The organism is Agrobacterium tumefaciens str. B6 (assembly GCF_001541315.1).
In the GTDB taxonomy this organism is placed as follows: domain Bacteria; phylum Pseudomonadota; class Alphaproteobacteria; order Rhizobiales; family Rhizobiaceae; genus Agrobacterium; species Agrobacterium radiobacter.
On record NZ_LMVK01000034.1, the window covers coordinates 80890 to 100230 of the forward strand.

Consider the following 19341-nt stretch of genomic DNA (forward strand, 5'->3'; position numbering starts at 1 on the left):
TCATGCCCTCCCGGCAGCAAGTAAAACGGCCTCTTGCACCACATCGTCTGCCATCAGCAGCCGCTGGTTTCGGGCAACCCAGATCGTCACGTCCAGAGCTTCGTCAGACGCTTTTTCAGAATGAAGATCGACGGCGCGGTCCGGAGCAAGTCCGGCCTTTTTCAGCCATTCTTCCATCAGCGGATGCGAGAAACCGAGCCGCACATGCGCATGTTCATCGCGCAGATATTCGAAGGAATGCGGCGCAAGGTCGATGACGATCAGCCGCCCACCGGGACGCAGCATGCGCGCGGCTTCCGAAAGCGCGATTTCCGGCTGGTCGAGGAAATGCAGGACCTGATGGATAACAATCAGATCGAAATCCTGTCCTTCCAGCGGCAGATTGAGAATATCGCCATGACGGACCGAGGCATTGACCACGCCCGCCTTGTCGAGATTGGCACGCGCCACCGACAGCATGTCACGGCTGGCATCGACGCCGATCGCGCGGCGATAGATGCCGCTCAGAAGCTGCAGGATACGGCCGGTACCGGTGCCCAGATCGAGAAGCGAATCGACAGGCGTGGTGCCCACCAGCTTCAGGAGCGCGCCTTCCACGGCCTCGTCACTGACATGCAGGCGACGCAGTTCGTCCCAGGCGGAAGCATTGCGGCTGAAATAATCCTGCGCCCGCTCCGCCCGCACCCGCTTGACAGTGGCAAGCCGTTCACTGTCACGCTGGAGAACGGCATCCGACGGCGACGCGGCGCCAAGCAGCTGCCGAACGACACCCGCAGGTTCGCCATCCTGCCGCAAACGGAAATAGGCCCATGCGCCTTCCTGATAACGCTCGATAAGCCCCTCTTCCGTCAAAAGCTTGAGGTGACGGGAGATACGCGGCTGCGACTGGCCGAGGATTTCGGTAAGATCGGTAACCGTCAGATCGCCTGCCGCCAGAAGCGCAAGCAAGCGAAAGCGTGTCGTCTCACCCGCCGCTTTCAACAGATCCACCAATTTGTCCAGACCGAACGTCACTCTGCCGTGCCTCGCAAGCTAATCAAGATATAAAGATATCTTTATGTCGATGTGGCGTTCGATGCAAGCGTAAAGTGTCGTGCGAGACGATCATGTCCACTTATTGCACGGAAAAAGGCCCGCTTTACGGCGGGCCTTTCTTGAAGAGATGATGAAAGGATCAGCGTGTCAGGCGCTTGTAGCTCACGCGGCCGGGCTTGATGCTTTCCGGGCCGAGGCGGCGGACCTTATCCTTTTCGTAGTCTTCGAAGTTGCCTTCGAACCATTCCACGTGGCTGTCACCCTCGAAAGCGAGGATGTGTGTGGCCAGGCGGTCGAGGAACATGCGGTCGTGGCTGATGATAACGGCGCAGCCGGCGAAGGCTTCCAGCGCTTCTTCGAGCGCTGCCAGCGTTTCCGTATCAAGGTCGTTGGTCGGTTCGTCGAGCAGCAGCACGTTGCCGCCGGCCTTCAGCATCTTGGCGAGGTGCACGCGGTTACGCTGACCACCCGAGAGGTTACCGACCTTCTGCTGCTGATCGCCGCCCTTGAAGTTGAAGGCGCCGCAATAGGCGCGCGAGTTCACTTCGAACTTGCCGAGCTTGATGATGTCGTTGCCGCCGGAGATTTCCTCCCAGACGGTCTTGTCACCCGCCAGCGTATCGCGGCTCTGGTCGACATAACCGAGCTGAACCGTCTCGCCGACAGTTACCGAACCGCTATCCGGCTGTTCCTGACCGGTGATCATCTTGAACAGCGTGGACTTACCCGCACCGTTCGGACCGATAACGCCGACGATGCCGCCGGGCGGCAGCTTGAAGGAAAGGTTTTCGATCAGCACGCGGTCGCCATAGGACTTGGTGAGGTTCTCGGCCTCGATGACAACGCGGCCAAGACGCTCGGCAACCGGAATAACGATCTGCGCGTCGCCGGGACGGCGGTTTTCAGCTGCTTCCACCAGTTCGTCATAGGCCTTGATACGGGCCTTGGATTTCGTCTGGCGTGCCTTGGGGCTGGAGGCGATCCACTCGCTTTCGCGGCTGATTGCCTTCTGGCGCGATGCATCTTCGCGGGCTTCCTGCTGCATGCGCTTGGCTTTCGCCTGCAGGTAAGCGGAGTAGTTGCCTTCATAGGGAATGCCGCGGCCGCGGTCGAGCTCGAGAATCCAGCCCGTGACGTTGTCGAGGAAGTAGCGGTCGTGGGTGATCATCATCACGGCGCCGGGATAGTCGCGTAGGTGCTTTTCAAGCCACGCGATGGTTTCCGCATCAAGGTGGTTGGTCGGTTCGTCGAGCAGCAGCAGGTCCGGCTGCGACAGCAGCAGGCGGCAGAGCGCCACACGGCGACGCTCACCACCGGAAAGGCCTGTTACGGCTGAGTCACCGGGCGGGCAACGCAGGGCGTCCATGGCCATTTCAACCTGGTTTTCCAGATCCCACAGGTTCTGGCTGTCGATGATGTCCTGAAGCTTCGCGCCCTCATCCGCCGTTTCGTCGGAATAGTTCATCATCAATTCGTTGTAACGGTCGACGATTGCCGTCTTGCTCGCCACGCCTTCCATGACGTTTTCCATCACGGTCTTGTTTTCGTCGAGCTTCGGCTCCTGCTCGAGATAACCAAGCGTCGCGCCTTCGGCCAGCCATGCCTCGCCGGTATATTCCTTGTCGAGACCGGCCATGATCTTCAAAACAGTCGACTTACCGGCGCCGTTCGGGCCGAGGATACCGATCTTGGCGTCGGGGTAGAAGGAGAGATGAACGTTCTCCAGAACCTTCTTCGCGCCATAGGCCTTGTTCAGCCCGGCCATGTGATAGATGAATTGACGTGCCATTGTAGCGAATGCTCCACATCGGATTTTTAAGAGTACGTATCGGGAAATTTGCCGCTATGTAGGGTAAATAGGACCTTGGGGCAACCTCTGGCACGATTATGACCCCATGATTATGACAAGGGATGTTATGGCAGGACAGGCGCGATCATGAATGAAACGACCGACGACTTGGCCTTCAGCCGTATTGAGAGACTGGAAGCCCCCTCCGGCGCATCCATCGCCTTTCGCCACCAGCCCTCCGCCCTTTCCCCGGCGCGCGGCGTGCTGATGATCTGCCATGGGCTGGTTGACCATGCAGGCCGCTATCGCCGGTTCGTGGATGTGATGTCGAAGCAGGGTTTCGAAGTCTATGCCCACGACCATCGCGGCCATGGCCGCACGAGAGCGGCAGATGCGCCTCTCGGCCGTTTTGGCTGGAAGGACGGCGCGGAAAAGGTCGTTGCCGATGTCATGGCGATGCGCCGGATGGTTGGCGAAAGGCACCCCGGCCTGCCGGTGATCCTGTTCGGCCATTCCATGGGCGGCCTCGTGGCGCTCAACACCGCCGTCAGCCATCCGGATGCCTTCGACGGCCTGTCGATCTGGAATTCCAATCTCAATGCCGGCCTCATGGGGCGTGTCGCACAGGTTCTGCTGCGGCTGGAAAAAATGCTGAAAGGCTCGGATGTGCCGAGCGCCATTCTGCCGAAGGCAACCTTCCGCGTATGGAATGCCCGAATGCCGGAAAAGCGCACCCATGCGGATTGGCTTAGCCATGACAAAGCGGCAGTGGACGCCTATGTGGAAGATCCGCTCTGCCAGTTCGAGGCCAGTGTTTCCCTGTGGCAGGATGTTTTCCAAATGTCCTTTCGCGCACCGAAACTCATCGGGCGCCTGCCAAAAGCCTTGCCGCTTCTGCTTGTCAGCGGCGATCAGGACGCCGCCACCAATGACGGCCAAGAGATCGTCTGGCTGGCGGAGCGTTTCCGGGAGGCCGGCTTCAGCCATGTCGAGCACACGATCTACAAGGGCATGCGGCACGAGACCTTGAACGAGATCGGCTGGCAGGCCGTGGCGGCGGATTTCGCCGCCTGGTGCGGGCGCGTCGTCGGCGATTGAGGCGGCCTTTGCCGAAACGGAATAAGTCCATGAGATAAAATCACATGCGACGCGGCAAGCAGCGGTCTATAAACCGGCAGACACAAATACCGGGGGACAGATGACCGACATGCCGAACAGGAAACCGCCGCTATCAGGCATTCGCGTCATCGAGCTGGCGCGTGTTCTGGCCGGTCCCTGGGCGGGGCAGATGCTGGCCGATATGGGCGCCGACGTCATCAAGGTGGAAAACCCTGAGGGCGGCGACGATACCCGCGCATGGGGACCGCCCTTCGTCGAAGATGCCGATGGAGAAAACCTCTCTGCCGCCTACTATCACGCCACCAATCGCGGCAAACGCTCCATCGTTGCCGATCTGAAGACGCCCGAGGGTTGTGAGCTGGTGCGCCGGCTGGTGCGCACCGCCGATGTCGTCATCGAGAATTTCAAGCGCGGCGGGCTTGCCAAATATGGCCTCGATTACGAGAGCCTGCGGGCGCTCAATCCGAAGCTGATCTATTGCTCCATCACCGGCTTCGGCCAGACCGGGCCTTATGCCGATCTCGCCGGATACGACTATATCGTGCAGGGCATGTCCGGCTTCATGTCGATCACGGGCGAAGCCGACGGACAGCCGATGAAGGCGGGTGTTGCGGTTGCCGATATCTTTACCGGCATCTATTCCGTGTCAGCCATTCAGGCAGCCCTGATCCACGCCATTCGATCAGGCGAAGGCCAGCATATCGACATGGCGCTTCTCGACGTGCAATCGGCCGTGCTGGCCAACCAGAACATGAATTACCTGATTTCCGGCAAGCCTCCCGTCCGACTCGGCAACGCCCACCCGAATATTTCCCCCTATGAGGTGGTGCCGACGGCCGATGGCTTCCTCATCCTTGCGGTCGGCAATGACGGCCAGTTCCGCCGCCTCTGCAATATTCTCGGCATCGGTGCGATTGCCGATGACGAGCGTTACGCGACGAACAAGGCCCGCGTGGCCCATAAGGTCGAGGTGCGGCAGATCGTGTCCACGGAAACCTTGAAATGGCAGAAGCGCGATCTTCTGACCGCCTGCGAAAAGAACGCCGTCCCGGCCGGGCCGATCAACTCCATCGAGGAAATGTTCGCCGATCCACAGGTTCAGGCACGTGGCCTTCGCATCGATCTGGAGGCCGAAGACGGCACCGTCATCCCCGGTGTCCGCACACCGATTATCATGTCGCAAACGCCGCTGCGCTATGAACGCCCGAGCCCGAAGCTCGGCGAACATCAGGCGCAGGTGCTGGCCGAACTGGAAAACATCGAAAGGACCACGACGCCATGACTGCAGCCGGAATGAAAAGAACAGGCGGGCAATTGATCGTCGAAGCGCTGAAGGCCAATGGCGTCTCCCGCGTTTCCTGCGTTCCGGGGGAAAGCTATCTCGCCGTGCTGGATGCGCTTTATGAAAGCGGCATCGAAACCGTGGTCTGCCGCCAGGAAGGTGGTGCCGCCATGATGGCCGACACCTGGGGCCGGCTGACCGGCGAACCAGGCATCTGCATGGTGACCCGTGGTCCGGGCGCAACCAACGCCTCGGCCGGCCTGCATATCGCAAGGCAGGATTCCATTCCGATGATCCTCTTCATCGGCCAGGTGCAGCGCGAAGCGCGTGAGCGCGAGGCCTTTCAGGAAGTGGAATATCGCCGCGCCTTCACCGAATTCGCCAAATGGGTGGGCGAGATCGACGACGCCCGCCGCATTCCCGAATTCGTCACCCGCGCCTTTGCCGTCGCAACCTCCGGCCGCCCCGGCCCGGTGGTGCTGACGCTGCCCGAAGACATGCTGGTGGAAGAGGTCGAAGCGCCCCAGGCGAAGCCCTACACACCCGTCGAGGCACATCCCGGCCCGTCGCAGATGGCCGCCTTCACAAAAATGCTTGATGAGGCAAAGCGCCCGGTCTTCATCATCGGCGGCACGCGCTGGTCCGAGGAAAGCGTCGCAGGCTTCAAGGCTTTTGCGGAAAAGCACAAACTTCCCGTCGGCTGCTCCTTCCGCCGCCAGATGCTGTTCGATCATCTGAGCCCCTCCTATGCGGGCGATGTCGGCATCGGCATCAACCCGGCGCTGGCCAAGGAGATCAAGGAATCCGACCTCGTGGTTCTGCTCGGCGGCCGCCTCTCCGAAATGCCGTCTTCCGGCTATACGCTGCTCGACATCCCCTACCCGTCGCAGAAACTCGTCCATATCTATCCGGAAGCGGAAGAACTTGGCCGCGTCTATCGACCGGATCTGGCAATCTGCGCCGCGCCGGATGATTTCGTTAGCGCCCTCTCCTCGCTCACGCTTTCTGCAAATGCCGCATGGGCGGATCGCACCGCCGCCATGCATGCGGCCTATCTGAATTGGTCCGCCCCACCGCAGACCGGCCCCGGCGCGGTGCAGATGGGTCCGATCATGGACTGGATCGAGGCCAATGTGCCCGAGGATGCGATCTTCACCAATGGCGCGGGCAACTATGCGACCTGGGTGCATCGCTTCCATCGTTTCCGTCGCTACAACACGCAATCGGCGCCAACATCAGGCTCGATGGGTTACGGCCTGCCGGCGGCGGTTGCCGCGAAGCACCTTTTCCCGGAGCGTGAGGTGATCTGCTTTGCAGGTGACGGCTGTTTCATGATGCACGGACAGGAATTCATCACCGCCGTGCGTTACGGGCTGCCGATCATCACCGTACTGGTCAATAACGGCACCTATGGCACCATCCGCATGCATCAGGAGCGGGAATATCCCGGCCGTGTCAGCGGCACCGATCTCGTCAATCCGGATTTCAACGCCTTTGCCAAGGCCTATGGCGGCCACGGCGAAACGGTGGAAAAGACCGAAGACTTCGCCGCCGCCTTCGAACGGGCCCGTGCAAGCGGCAAGCCGGCCATCATCGAAGTAAAGCTGGATGCGGAAGCGATCACGCCGACACGTACCCTGACGCAGATCAGGACCCGAACCTGACATTGCCCTCCGATATTGGTGATAGACACGGCTCCGGCATGGTGTAAATCCTGACTGAGACTCACAGCTTAGGATACGACATGCCGGCCGCAGCCCCGCCCGTCCTCACTCCACGCGGCGCGAAGATCGACCCCTCGGCCGGCGCGCCTTTCGAGGCGGTGCGCGTACCCCGCGACGTGCTGCACACATCCCGCACGGCAGCGCTCGCCACTCTCGATCCCGTCAGCGGTTATCCCTATACGACCGCAACCAATATCGGCATCGAGCCGGATGGCACGCCGTTCTTCTTCGCGGCCGGGCTGACGCTGCACGCCCGCAACATGGAGGCCGACCCGCGCATCTCGCTGACACTCGCGCCGTTTGGCAAGGGCGATGCGTTGACGCTGCCAAGGCTGACACTGGTGGGCAAGGCGGAACAAATCGGCCCGGATGAAGTGCCGCTCGCCATCGGGCGCTACATTGCCCGTTATCCCAAGGCCAAGCTCTATCTCTCCCTGCCCGATACGCGGCTTTACCGGCTGCGGACAGAGGGCGTGCAGATCAATGGCGGCCCGGCCCGCAATGCCAGCAACATCACCCCGGCCGATCTGCGCACCGATCTATCAGGCGCGGAAGAGTTGATGGCTGCGGCGGAGAGCGAAGCGACCCGCCTCAACGCCATCAGGGGCGAAGCGGCCCGGCTTGCCGTTCTGGCCGGCGCAAAATCAGGCCGCTGGACGATCACCTCCATCGACCCGGATGGCATCGATCTCGCCTCGGCCAGCGGTCTGGCGCGGCTGTGGTTTGCTGAGCGGGTGACGACGTTGAAGCAATTTGAGAAGGCGCTTGCTTAGCCGGTGAGGTGACAGGCGCAAGCGATTCAAAAACCATGAAATTGCTTCTACTTGGCATTTTGTGGCCATGTCGCCCCATCACCCCGGACTGGATCCGGGGTCCAGCGCGATCAAGTCTTTGATCGCAAAAGACTCTTTTTACGGCGCAGGCGCGGCGTGGCTGGATGCCGGGTCAAGCCCGGTATGACGGGGAGAGTTTTTTGACCCCATCCCATCAAAAAAGGCCGGGCTGCAATCCGCAACCCGGCCTTTTCTCAGAAATCAAACCGTTGCTCAGAGAGCAGCGGTCACGATGAACTCGACCTTGTAGTCCGGCGTTGCCAATGGTGCACCGCTGGTGGCGCGGGCCGGCGGGTTTGCCGGGTCGATCCAGCCTTCCCAGACGGCGTTCATTTCGCCGAAGGTGGACATGTCGGAGAGATAGATGATCGTCTGCAGGATCTTCGACTTGTCGGAACCGGCAGCGGCCAGCAGGCGGTCGACTTCAGCGAGAGCAGACTTGCTCTGTTCCGTAACGCTCGTGCCTTCGCCAACCTGGCCGGCCAGATAAACGATGTTGCCGTGAACGACGGCGCCGCTCATGCGCTTGCCCGGCTCGATACGCTTGATGGTCATGAAAAACTCCTGTTGATTGGCATTAAAAATCTAGATGCGCGGAAAATCAGCCGCGCAGGTGATGGGTCTTTTCGTAGATGGCCGTTGAGCGCGCGCCGGAGCGGCAATAACCAAGCATCGGGCGCTGCAATTCGTCCAGCGCATCCACCATGCCCGTAACGGCATCGGCGTCGACGCCGTAACGTCCAACCGGCACATGCATGATGGTGAGGCCAAGCTGCTCGGCACGCTCGGCAATATCGGCAAAAAGCGGCTGGCCCTCTTCTTCGCCGTCAGGGCGGTGGCAGACAATCGACTTGAAGCCGAGCGCCTTGATCTCGTCCAGATCAGCAACGCTGATCTGTCCCGTTACCGAATATTCGTCGTCTATGCGCCTGATATCCATGTCATACCTCCGCTGAAACCGGCGTCCGCGCCGCTGGCTGTCATCCTTAAATCCGCATCCGATGTAAGCGGTCAAACCCCATGCGTCAATGATGCGCGGCCTTCATTCGGTACGGCTCAGAGGATGGAAAAGCGCAGGCCGAAGGAACGGCTTTCGCCCGGCTGAAGAATATTGAACTCGCCCGCCGCCTCAAGCTCGCTACGCCCCACCCAGCGATGCGAAACCGGCTCGATGCCGAGCACATTGGCAGGCTCCTGCTGGTTACGCCACATTTGCAGATAGGGCAGCGTCTCCGTGCGAAAACGCACGGTCAGCGTCTTCCCGCCGATGGCCGCAATCGGGCCAAGCTTCAATTCCGCCCATTCGTCCTTGCCGGCGGAAACACAGAAAACATTGCCCGGCTCCTCGCCAAAACGCCAGCCATGGCCGCCGCCCTCCAGCATCGCGCCTTCGAGCCGCACGGCATCATCAAACAGGCGGGCGCCGACATTCATGTGATACATCAGGAACACCGGGATCGGCCGCTCGGACGTATTGACGATCCTGTCATCAAGGCTGACTTCACCGCTTTCGCCATCGATGCTCCATGTCCGTTCCAGCAGCGCTGTGCCGCCATCGGCAAGCTTCACGGGAACCTCGACACGCGCCAGCGCATTGGACTCTTGAACATCGAAGACGATGATCGTCGCGGGATGCGAGGAGAAGGAGCCATGCAGCGGATATCGACGCCCCTCACCGTCGCCATCGATCGGTTCGGGATGGCGGATATGGTCGGGACCGCAGGTGAACAGAAAGCCTTCCAGCGAATGGTCGATACGCGCATCGCCATCATCGGGAATGGCGCGGCCGGGCGCGATATCAATGCCATCGACGACGCAGGCGCCGATATCGAAAACGGAGGTTTCATCGAGGAAAATGCGTGGCGACCTGCCAGCCTGAAACGAACGCAAGATAACCTCCCTGTGGCACTAAAAACGCATGGTTCACGGAAACGCTACTAACCGTGACGGAAATTAAGATTGCATTAACCGCGAATTCACCTTTTTCACAATAGGGTCAAGATTGCGGTGTGTTTATCGGTGAACAAGCAAGGGATAGCAGAATCGTGAAACAGTTTCTTAACGCAGCTCTGGGTCTGACGGTCGCGCTGGTGGCGGTTTTCGCCCCGCTGCAGGCTGGTGCGCAGCAGCGTTATGGCGACCAACAGCAGACAATGCTGGTCACTCCGGACGGTCGTGTGCTCGACTTCATGCCGGAGCGCGGTGATATCGTCATCAGCCGTGATGCGATGGGTCGCACGGTGTTTTACGACCAGTACGGCAATCTCCTGGCCACCGAAATGCCCTCCGGTTATCAGCAGCGTCAGCAGGCACGCCAGCGCGACACCACCTATTATCCGCCCGCCCCCGGCGGCCAGTATCGCGAGCCGCAGCGCGACTATGGCTATCAGGACAATGGCAGCGTGCGCGATTACCGCGAATATCGCGGCGACGGCTCCGACGACAATTTCTATACCGGTTCCGTTCCCGCGCCCGGCGCGGTTGAAAGCGGCCCACTCGGTCAACCGATGCCCGGCGAGAGCACCACGGCCGCCGTTCCGCAGCCGGATCACCTGATTGAGCGGCATACGCCGGTGACCACACCTGTCAACCGCTCGCGTCAGGAAATCGTCGCGCTGCAGACCTTCCTCGATCGCGAGGGCATCTCGCCCGGCGTCATCGACGGCAAGATGGGCGACAACGTCAACAAGGCGATTGCCGCCTGGCAGGACATGACCGGCGAAAAGCTCGATCCGAACAACTCCGATGATATTCTGGAGCGGCTGCGCGCCTCCGGCGGCATGCCGATCGTGGATTATACGATTACCGCCGCCGACGCCGCCGGTCCCTATGTCGCCTCCATTCCGGACGACTATGCCGCAAAATCACAATTGCCGGCCCTCTCCTTCACCTCCACGTCCGAGGCGCTGGCCGAACGCTTCCACATGGATGAGAACTACCTGAAGGAACTGAACCCCGGCATCGATTTCTCCGTGCCCGGCACCATCATCAAGGTGGTCAATCCGGGTGAGACGAAGAAGGGGCAGGTCGCCCGTATCGTTGCACACAAGGGCATCAAACAGGTCTTCGCTTATGGTCAGGACGGCAATCTGATCGCCGCCTATCCCGCCACCATCGGCTCCACGGATACGCCGTCGCCGAGCGGCACGCATACGGTGGAGCGCATCGCGCTCAATCCGGGCTACACCTATAATCCGAAGATCAACTTCAAGCAGGGCCAGAACGACAAGATCCTGCAGATCCCGCCGGGTCCGAACGGCCCGGTCGGCACGGTCTGGATTGCCCTGTCGAAGCCGACCTACGGCATTCACGGCACGCCGGAACCGTCCAAGATCGGCAAGACCAACAGCCACGGCTGTATCCGCCTGACCAACTGGGATGCGACCGAACTGGCGAAAATGGTCCGTCCCGGCGTGGTGGTCGAATTCGCGGAATAGATTGACTGGAACAAAAAAAGAAAAAGCCCGGCGGTTTGGTCCGCCGGGCTTTTTTCGTTGATGGAGTTTCAGTCGCGCTTTTCCGTCAGGAAATATAGAAGGGCCGCCACCGGCAAGGCGAAGCCGATCCACGAGGCGGCCTGCCATTCGCCGACAGCATAGGCCCAGCCGCCCACGGCGGAACCGATCGCACCGCCCATGAAGAACGTCGCCATGTAGATGCCGTTCAGGCGGCTGCGGAATTCCGCTCCGAGCGTAAAGATCGCCCGCTGGCCGAGCACCAGATTGGTGGTGACGCCGAAATCCAGAACGATGGCAGCGACGACCAGAATGGCGAGCGCCAGATGTGAGCCTTCAGGCGCCAGATGGGTGACGGCGAAGGAGAGCGCCACCGCCACCAGTGCAAAGAAGGTGGCCGCACGCGTCCAGCCGCGATCGGCCATCCGCCCGGCGATTGGCGCGGCCACGGTGCCGGCCGCACCGGCCAGTGCAAAGAGCGCAATCTCACCCTGGCTCAGATTAAAATGCGGTCCGCTCAGATAAAGCGGCGTCGTGGTCCAGAACAGGCTGAAAGCCGCAAACAGGAAGGCATGATAGATCGCCCGCCGCCGCAGGATCGGCGTGTGAAGCGCCAGCCGGCCCATCGAGGCCATCAAGGCCCCATAGCTCAGCCGCGCATCGGGCATGCGGGTGGGCAGAAGCCGGAAAAGCACCACGGCAAGAAGCGCCATGACTGCCGCAGATGTCAGAAAAACACCGCGCCATGACACCACTTCCGACAGGAGGCTGGATACCGGCCGCGCCAGCATGATGCCGGCCATCAGCCCGCTCATGACATTGCCGACGACCCTGCCGCGAATGGCGTGCGGCGCCATATGGGCGGCATAGGGAACGATGACCTGTACCGCGACCGAACTGACGCCGACGAGAAAGGCCGCAATCAGAAACGGGGCCGCATGCGGCGCGAATGCCGCTCCCACAAGGGAAAGCACCGCCATCGCGACGGAACTGACGACCAGCTTGCGGTTTTCAACGAGATCGCCAAGTGGCACGACAAACAGCAGACCGATACCGTAACCGATCTGAGTCAGGGTTACGATAAGGCCGGTAGCGCCGGCGGAAAGACCAAGTTCCGCCCCGATAATGCCGGCAAGCGGCTGGCCATAATAAAGGTTGGCGGCAATCAGTCCGCAGGCTGTCGCCAGCAAGAAAGTCAAAGCCGGGGAAATGGATGTTGCCTCAACATCATCCCCTTCAATTACACGCGTCGTCATCATTTTCTCCAATATGGAAACAATCGTTTCCTAAATAATCACAAAAATCAATCGGCAAGCTTCATGGCGATATCCACCACGGCCACCATGTCTTTGAGGCTGCGCCCCGTCTTTCCCACCACGCGCATGCCGTACATCATGCACAACATCGCCCGGGCGAGATCATCGGGATCAGCCTTTGAACGCACGGAACCATCCTTCTGCCCGTCGGCAACGAGACGGGCGACAATGCGCTCTCTCGCCTTCACGGCCCGCTCGACCACAACTGCAATGTCGTCGTCCAGGGCCGCCAGATCGGCAGCAGCACCAACCACCAGACATCCATCAGAACCGACACCGCCATGCGACCGTTCAGCATAGAACATCAGGCCTGCCCTAAGACGCTCGTAACCGGTATCGAAACCGGCCACCGCTGCCTCGAAACGCTCGGTCTGTACGATCCTGTAGCGCTCCATCGTGGCGATGAACACGGCCTTCTTGTCCTTGAAGGCCTTGTAAAGACTGCCCTGCGCCAGTTCCATCGCATCGGTGAGATCGCCAACGGAGGTGGCGTGGTAACCGCGTCTGGAAAAGACACCGATCGCGCCATCAAGCGCATGATCGAGATCGAACTCGCGTGGCCTGCCGCGATGGCGCTGTTCCTGAGAATTGGGTTGGGCGATATTGGTCATGGCCGCAATATAGGAAACGATCATTTCCAAATCAAGCAGATAATTTGTCGCCTGCGCCCGGTTAGTCGGATGAAGCCGGGCGTCTCGCTATTTCCCGATACAACGCCTCGGCAGAAACGCCTATTTCAGCTGCGAGGCCCTTCCATTGACCCTTGGGCGGAAGCCTGCCTTCGTTGACGGTGATCCATGCATCGAGCCGCGCACTGACCGAGCGCAGCGCCAATATTTCCGCACGCGTTCTGACATTTTTCAGCTCGCCGGAAATATGGCTTATCCATTCCAGCGCGAATGCTGGCTCGCGTTCAAGCAATTGCCGCAGCGTGCCGATTGGCACGAACAATGCGCGCCCTGCCGTCATCGCAATGGCGTCGCAGTGATATTGCTGCGAGAAGACCGAGGCTTGGGCAAGAATCGCCAGGGGCCCCGCGCGCTGCAACACCGCACTATGTCCATCCGCCTGAAACCGCATCAGGTGGACGTAACCCTCGGCGACCAGCGCCAGCATGTGAATGGGGTCGCCCTGATGAAAAAGGTATTCACCTTTTTCAAAGGATCTGGAGATGGACGCCCTCGGGCGAAGCTGGTCAAAAATCGAACTCGACATGATTTCTATCATGTCCGGCAAACCGGCCGGCTGGCAAGCTCAGGGGATCGCAACAGCTCGGACAGCACCCATGAAATTCACGGTTCCTGTATTCCTCACCGCCCTTATCCCCCTCTCCGCCATGGCGGAAGAGCAGCATCGCCACCAGTCTCCCTATGCGGGCCAGCAGAGCCGAACCATCAAAAGCCTGTCGGCCGAGGATATGGCCGAACTGGAACAGGGAGGCGGATGGGGCTTTGCGAAGGCCGCCGATCTCAACGGCATGCCGGGTCCCTCACATGTCGGAAAGATGGCGACCGAACTGGCGCTGACGGTGGAGCAGAACACCGCCGTCGAGCAGCTGTTTCAAACCATGCGAAAAGATGCCGCGACAGAAGGCAGGCAAATGATCGCCGGCGAAGCGGCGCTGGATGCGAGCTTCCGTAACGGCGCAATCGATGCGGATCAACTGCGCGCGCAGCTCGACCGTATTGAAGAAAGCCGCGCCAGGCTGAGATACATCCACCTTGCCGCTCATCTCGAAACGGTGAAGCTGCTGACCAAGGAACAGATCGCACGTTACAACAAGCTGCGCGGCTATGCGCCTTGACGAGCCGGAGATGTCCTCTGGCCTTAAGCAGGCGGACGGAACCGTCCCTGCGTTTACGGCAGCTCCGGCTCTCAGGCGGCTTTGCGGGCGAAGAGGCGCGCAGGTTGCGTGCCGAGCCGCAGAAGCCATTGCGGCAGAAGGTCGACGACCTCAGTCGCGAAGGCTTTCGCGTTCTCCACGGCCTTGTCGATATTGCTGACCTTGTCCTTGTCGAGACAGAGAAGCGTGCCGCCATAATCGAAAATATCGCGATAGGCCGCTCTCTCGACAATCGGCGTATTCAGAACCGATACGTTCTTTTCCGCGAGCAGCATCTTGACGAGAAGCAGGGAGCGTGTCGCCACCATGGCATTGACCCGCGTCAGCACGATGGAATGGGCGATCGCCTTGCCCATCTTGCGGTTCAGGAATTCGATATGATCGAGAACCTCGGCAGCGCCGCGCGCATCCATGGCTGAGCCCTGTACCGGGATCAGCACATGGTCGGAAATACCGAGCGCCATGGTCAGAAGCGGGTTTTTCGCGCCCGGCAGGTCGATAATGAAACAGTCAGTGTTGGCCTTGTTTTCGCGAATATGGCCCTCGAGCGAGGCCATCGTCACATGCGAAATCACCGAGAGATTTTCGATGTCGCCTGATAATTCGTGCCAGCGGGAAATCCACAATTGCGGATCGGCATCCAGCACCGTCACACGGTGGCCGCTGCGGGCAAGTTCGGTTGCCAGAAGCAGTACGGCGGTGGTTTTTCCCGCGCCGCCCTTGGTGTTGGCAAAAGTAATGACAGGCATGATATTCCCGATTGATCAGAGCCGTTTCATGCTCATTCACGCACCGAAGCAATTCATGGTGCTTTCCGTAATCTTAACGAACAGGGTTAATAAAAGGCTAAGAACGGTTATGCCGCGCAACGAAAAGCCCGCGATGGAGTATCGCGGGCTGTCGATAATTGGCAGCGTCCTCTTCGGGCTTACATCGCACGGCGTGAAGGCGCGGCATATTTCCTCTCCCCGCTGGGGAGAAGCCTCTCGAGCTCTCACAAGCCTGACGAATAAAGGCTATCCCTAAAAGCAGTCCTCGAACAGTTTCCTGGTATTCTCCAGCGTCATCGGCACCGGATTGCCGCCGCAGCTCGGATCCTTGATCGCTTCCGCCGCCAGCTCATCGATGCGATCAGGCTTGATGCCCATGGCGGTCAGGTTATCAGGCACGCCGAGTTCCTTGCGAAGCTCCAGCACATAGTCATAGAACCCATCGAAACCGCCGGAAATGCCGAGATAGGCAGCCGCGCGGGCAATCTTGTCTTCGATGGCCGGGCGATTGAAGCACAGCACCGCAGGCATGACAACAGCATTGGTCATGCCGTGATGGGTGTTGTAGACCGCACCGATCGGATGCGAGAGCGAGTGAATGGCGCCAAGTCCCTTCTGGAAGGCAACCGCCCCCATCGCTGCCGCCGCCATCATATTGGTGCGTGCTTCGATATCCGTGCCGTCCTTATAGGCGCGCGGCAGAAATTCCTTGACCAGACGCAGGCCTTCAAGCGCAACGCCGGCGCTCATCGGATGGAAGAACGGCGACGAATAGGCTTCGAGGCAATGGGCAAAGGCGTCCATGCCCGTGCCTGCCGTGATGACCTTCGGCATGCCGACAGTCAGTTCCGGATCGCAGATGACGACGCCGGGCAAAAGCTTAGGATGGAAGATGATCTTCTTCACATGGGTCTGCGAATTGGTGATGACGCTGGCGCGGCCGACTTCCGAACCGGTGCCCGCCGTCGTCGGAACCGCGACGATGGGCGCAATCTTCGAGGCGTCCGCCCGCGTCCACCAGTCACCGATCTCCTCGAAATCCCGGACCGGGCGCGTCTGCCCGGCCATGAATGCGATGGTCTTGCCAAGATCGGGGCCGGAACCCCGCCGAAGGCGACGACGCCGTCATGGCCGCCATCGCGATAGGCTTTTACGCCGGCTTCCATGTTGATTTCGTTGGGGTTCGGATCGACGTCGGCGAAGATCGCCCGGCCGAGCCCAGCCTCTTCCAGTACATCGAGCGCATGCGCGGTAATCGCCATATTGGCAAGGCCGCGATCCGTGACGAGAAGCGGCTTCTTGATGCCGAGCGTCTTGCAGGCTTCCGCCAGTTCCTTGATCCGGCCACGGCCAAGCTTGACGGCGGTGGGATAGCTCCAGTTGGCGACGATATTCATTTCGTGACTTTCTTCAGATGGTAGGATTTCGGTCGGGTCAGGTTCTGGAAACCGAGAACGGAGAGCGAGCCGCCACGGCCCGTTTCCTTCACACCTGTCCAGCAGAGCGCGGGATCGAGATAATCCGCACGGTTCATGAACACGGTGCCGGTTTCGATCTCACGGCCGATACGCCCGGCACGCGCTGCATCCTGCGTCCAGAGCGAGGCGGTGAGGCCATATTTGCTGTCATTCATCAGGGCGATGGCCTCGTCGTCGTTCTTCACCTTCATGATGCCAAGAGCGGGGCCGAAGGTTTCTTCGGTCATGAACTCCATGGAATGATCGACATTGACGAGCACTTGCGGAGCGACGTAAGCGCTCTCGCCGTCATCGGCAGGGAAAAGCTTGGGATCGACCAAAGCCTTGGCGCCCTTTGAGACGGCATCAGCGATCTGTGCGCGCACCACCTTGGCGAAACGCTTGTTGGCCATCGGCCCGAGTGTCGTTTCCTGTTCCAGCGGATTGCCGAGCTTGTAGTTGGACACCCACGCCACGGACTTCTCGACGAATGCGTCATAGAGGTTTTCGTTGACGTAGATACGCTCGATGCCGCAGCAGCATTGCCCGGAGTTATAGGTCGCGCCATCCATCAGCGTATCGACGGCAGCGTCGAGATCAGCATCCTCCATCACATAGCCGGGGTCCTTGCCGCCGAGTTCAAGCCCGAGACCGGTGAAGGTGCCGGCAGCGGCGCGCTCGATGGCCCGGCCGCCTTCCACCGAACCGGTGAAGTTGACGAAATTGAACAGGCCCTCGGAAATCAGCGCCGAGGTCGTGGCATGATCGAGGAAGACGTTGATGAAGACATCTTCCGGTACACCAGCCTCGACGAAAGCCCGCACCATGCGCTCGCCGACCAGAAGCGTCTGCGCCGCGTGCTTGATAACAACCGTATTGCCGGCCATCAGGGCGGGCGCGACGGTGTTGATCGCCGTCATGTAGGGGTAGTTCCACGGGGCGATGACGAAGACCACGCCATGCGCCTCACGCTCGATGCGGCGTTCGAAATTGCCGCTCTCCTCGATGACGAGCGGTGCCAGTGCATCTGCCGCGATGGAAGCGACATAGTTGGAGCGCTCGTTGAAACCCTTGAACTCGCCGCCATAACGAACCGGACGGCCCATCATATGCGCCAGTTCCGGCACGACTTCCGCCACCATTTCATTGAGGCGCGCAACACCCTTCAGAACCAGCTGAACGCGGTCCTCAAGCGGACGTCGCGCCCAGTCCTTTTGCGCCTTGCGCGCTTTCGAAACGGCGGCGCGCGCCGCTTCCAGCGACATCGCCTCCCGTTCGGCATAAACCGAGCCGTCGATGGGCGAGATATTCTGGATCATGGTCATGATGTTTTCCCGTAATGATTAGGCTCGTTCGAAACCGCGCGCCACTTCCCAGTCGGTCACGCGGCGGTCGTATTCTTCCTGTTCCCACCGTCCGGCATGGACATAATGGTCGATCACGTCGTCGCCGAAGGCCTTTCGCAGCATTTTCGATCCGTCCAGAAAGGCGGTGGCGTCACGCAGGGTCTTGGGTATCTCGCGCACGTCCTTGCCGCCATAGGCGTCGCCGACAAAAGCGGGCTCAAGTTCGAGTTTATTTTCGATGCCGTCAATGCCTGCCGCAAGCAAAGCCGCCATGGCGAGATAGGGATTGAGATCGGAGCCGCCGACGCGGCATTCGATGCGGATGCCCTTGGTGCCTTCGCCGCAGAGGCGATATCCCGCCGTGCGGTTGTCGAGGCTCCAGATCGCCTTGGTGGGCGCAAACGTGCCAGCCATGAACCGCTTGTAGGAATTGATATAGGGGGCGAGAAAATAGGTGATCTCGCTGGCATGAGCGAGAAGCCCGGCAACATAATGCCGCATCAGCTCCGACATGCCGTGCTTGGCGTCCTTGTCGAGGAAAGCAGGCGTCTTGCCGTCGACGCTCCACAGCGACTGATGAATATGCGAGGAACTGCCGGCGGCATTGTAGTTCCACTTCGCAAGGAAGGTCACAGCCTTGCCCTTCGACCAGGCGATCTCCTTGGTGGCGTTCTTGATGATGGCGTGCCGGTCGGCCATGGTCAGCGCATCGGCGTAACGAACGTTGATTTCCGCCTGGCCGGCGGATGCCTCACCCTTGGAATTTTCGACCGGAATACCCGCACCCTGCAGGCCCTTGCGCAGCGCCCGCATGACGTCCTCTTCCTTGGTCGTCTGGAAGATATGATAGTCTTCATTATAACCGCTGGCGAGGTTCAGCCCCTTGTAGCCGTTGGCACGCGCCGCATCGAAGGTCTGGTCGAACAGGAAGAACTCCAGCTCGGTCGCCATATAGGCTTTCAGCCCCATGGCCTCCAGCCGCGCCACCTGCTTTTTGAGAAGCGCGCGCGGCGAATGCGGCACTTCCTCATGGGTGTGATGGTCAAGCACGTCGCACAGCACCAGCGCCGTGCCTTCCAGCCAGGGCACACGCCTCAGCGTCGAAAGATCGGGCTTCAGCACATAATCGCCGTATCCCTTTTCCCAGCTTGAGGATTTGTAACCGGGAACGGTTTCCATCTCCATGTCGGTGGCAAGCACATAGTTGCAGCTATGGGTTTCCTCAAAGGCGCTTTCGACGAAGAACTCCGCCTGGAACCGCTTGCCCATCAGACGCCCCTGCATGTCGACAAGGCAGGCCAGAACCGTGTCGATGCGCCCCTCGGCGACATCCATTTTAAGCGCGTCGAATGTGTAGCTCGTCATTTTTGTC

General features: G+C 60.2%; 17 protein-coding genes and 1 pseudogene. 6 read left to right on the top strand and 12 right to left on the bottom strand.

The annotated features are described in order from the left end of the window. A complete protein-coding gene (locus tag ASB65_RS19510; RefSeq protein ID WP_060725107.1) occupies positions 1 to 1014 on the bottom strand; it encodes an ArsR/SmtB family transcription factor in 1014 nt (337 codons plus the stop codon). Between the two features lie 160 nt (positions 1015 to 1174). Continuing rightward, positions 1175 to 2824, bottom strand: a complete 1650-nt coding sequence (gene ettA, locus ASB65_RS19515; protein ID WP_004430692.1) for an energy-dependent translational throttle protein EttA — start codon at positions 2822 to 2824, stop codon at positions 1175 to 1177. Between the two features lie 147 nt (positions 2825 to 2971). On the opposite strand from ettA, the gene ASB65_RS19520 reads away from it, so the two are divergent. The 4 genes from ASB65_RS19520 to ASB65_RS19535 all read left to right on the top strand — a co-directional run bounded on the left by ASB65_RS19520 (position 2972) and on the right by ASB65_RS19535 (position 7722). Then, on the top strand, positions 2972 to 3922 hold the full coding sequence (locus ASB65_RS19520; protein ID WP_060725108.1) for an alpha/beta fold hydrolase: 951 nt from the start codon (positions 2972 to 2974) through the stop codon (positions 3920 to 3922). Between the two features lie 100 nt (positions 3923 to 4022). After that, positions 4023 to 5225, top strand: coding sequence for a CaiB/BaiF CoA transferase family protein (locus ASB65_RS19525; protein ID WP_004430689.1), 1203 nt, complete (start codon positions 4023 to 4025; stop codon positions 5223 to 5225). After that, the gene (locus tag ASB65_RS19530; RefSeq protein WP_060725109.1) at positions 5222 to 6889 is read left to right on the top strand and encodes a thiamine pyrophosphate-binding protein; all 1668 of its coding nucleotides are present in this window, start codon (positions 5222 to 5224) and stop codon (positions 6887 to 6889) included. The genes ASB65_RS19525 and ASB65_RS19530 overlap by 4 nt, the downstream gene beginning before the upstream one ends. Positions 6890 to 6969: 80 nt before the next feature. Next, complete coding sequence (locus ASB65_RS19535; RefSeq protein WP_060725110.1) at positions 6970 to 7722, top strand: HugZ family protein; 753 nt, start codon at positions 6970 to 6972, stop codon at positions 7720 to 7722. Between the two features lie 273 nt (positions 7723 to 7995). On the opposite strand, the gene ASB65_RS19540 is transcribed toward ASB65_RS19535, so the two are convergent. From ASB65_RS19540 to ASB65_RS19550, 3 genes are all read right to left on the bottom strand, one after another. Next, positions 7996 to 8337: a RidA family protein gene (locus ASB65_RS19540; protein WP_020813574.1), complete on the bottom strand. Its 342-nt coding sequence runs from the start codon at positions 8335 to 8337 to the stop codon at positions 7996 to 7998. A 46-nt stretch (positions 8338 to 8383) separates the two neighbouring features. Continuing rightward, complete coding sequence (locus ASB65_RS19545) at positions 8384 to 8722, bottom strand: TIGR01244 family sulfur transferase (RefSeq protein WP_004430682.1); 339 nt, start codon at positions 8720 to 8722, stop codon at positions 8384 to 8386. A gap of 116 nt (positions 8723 to 8838) precedes the next feature. After that, complete coding sequence (locus ASB65_RS19550; protein ID WP_060725111.1) at positions 8839 to 9672, bottom strand: aldose 1-epimerase family protein; 834 nt, start codon at positions 9670 to 9672, stop codon at positions 8839 to 8841. Between the two features lie 155 nt (positions 9673 to 9827). Here ASB65_RS19550 and ASB65_RS19555 point away from each other — a divergent pair, with 155 nt between their 5' ends. Then, positions 9828 to 11219 carry a L,D-transpeptidase family protein gene (locus ASB65_RS19555; RefSeq protein ID WP_004430680.1) on the top strand — a complete coding sequence of 464 codons (1392 nt, stop codon included), beginning with the start codon at positions 9828 to 9830 and terminating at the stop codon, positions 11217 to 11219. Positions 11220 to 11287: 68 nt separating this feature from the next. Here the strand turns inward: ASB65_RS19555 and ASB65_RS19560 are convergent, their stop codons facing one another. From ASB65_RS19560 to ASB65_RS19570, 3 genes are read right to left on the bottom strand one after another with little or no spacing between them, the layout of a single operon-like run. Then, complete coding sequence (locus ASB65_RS19560; protein ID WP_004430678.1) at positions 11288 to 12493, bottom strand: MFS transporter; 1206 nt, start codon at positions 12491 to 12493, stop codon at positions 11288 to 11290. Positions 12494 to 12540: 47 nt separating this feature from the next. Further along, positions 12541 to 13188, bottom strand: coding sequence for a TetR/AcrR family transcriptional regulator (locus ASB65_RS19565; protein ID WP_060725112.1), 648 nt, complete (start codon positions 13186 to 13188; stop codon positions 12541 to 12543). Positions 13189 to 13225: 37 nt separating this feature from the next. Continuing rightward, positions 13226 to 13780, bottom strand: coding sequence for a Crp/Fnr family transcriptional regulator (locus ASB65_RS19570; RefSeq protein WP_004430675.1), 555 nt, complete (start codon positions 13778 to 13780; stop codon positions 13226 to 13228). A gap of 58 nt (positions 13781 to 13838) precedes the next feature. Here ASB65_RS19570 and ASB65_RS19575 point away from each other — a divergent pair, with 58 nt between their 5' ends. Then, on the top strand, positions 13839 to 14357 hold the full coding sequence (locus ASB65_RS19575; protein ID WP_004430673.1) for a Spy/CpxP family protein refolding chaperone: 519 nt from the start codon (positions 13839 to 13841) through the stop codon (positions 14355 to 14357). Between the two features lie 71 nt (positions 14358 to 14428). Here ASB65_RS19575 and ASB65_RS19580 read toward each other — a convergent pair whose 3' ends face one another. The 4 genes and pseudogenes from ASB65_RS19580 to ASB65_RS19600 form a co-directional block, all read right to left on the bottom strand. Next, complete coding sequence (locus ASB65_RS19580) at positions 14429 to 15145, bottom strand: ParA family protein (RefSeq protein ID WP_060725113.1); 717 nt, start codon at positions 15143 to 15145, stop codon at positions 14429 to 14431. A gap of 273 nt (positions 15146 to 15418) precedes the next feature. Continuing rightward, a pseudogene (locus ASB65_RS19590) lies at positions 15419 to 16563 on the bottom strand (iron-containing alcohol dehydrogenase). Continuing rightward, a complete protein-coding gene (locus ASB65_RS19595) occupies positions 16560 to 17948 on the bottom strand; it encodes an aldehyde dehydrogenase family protein (protein ID WP_060725115.1) in 1389 nt (462 codons plus the stop codon). Before ASB65_RS19595 ends, ASB65_RS19590 begins: the two are co-directional and overlap by 4 nt. An 18-nt stretch (positions 17949 to 17966) precedes the next feature. After that, complete coding sequence (locus ASB65_RS19600; protein ID WP_004430664.1) at positions 17967 to 19334, bottom strand: glutamine synthetase family protein; 1368 nt, start codon at positions 19332 to 19334, stop codon at positions 17967 to 17969. Positions 19335 to 19341: the final 7 nt, after the last annotated feature.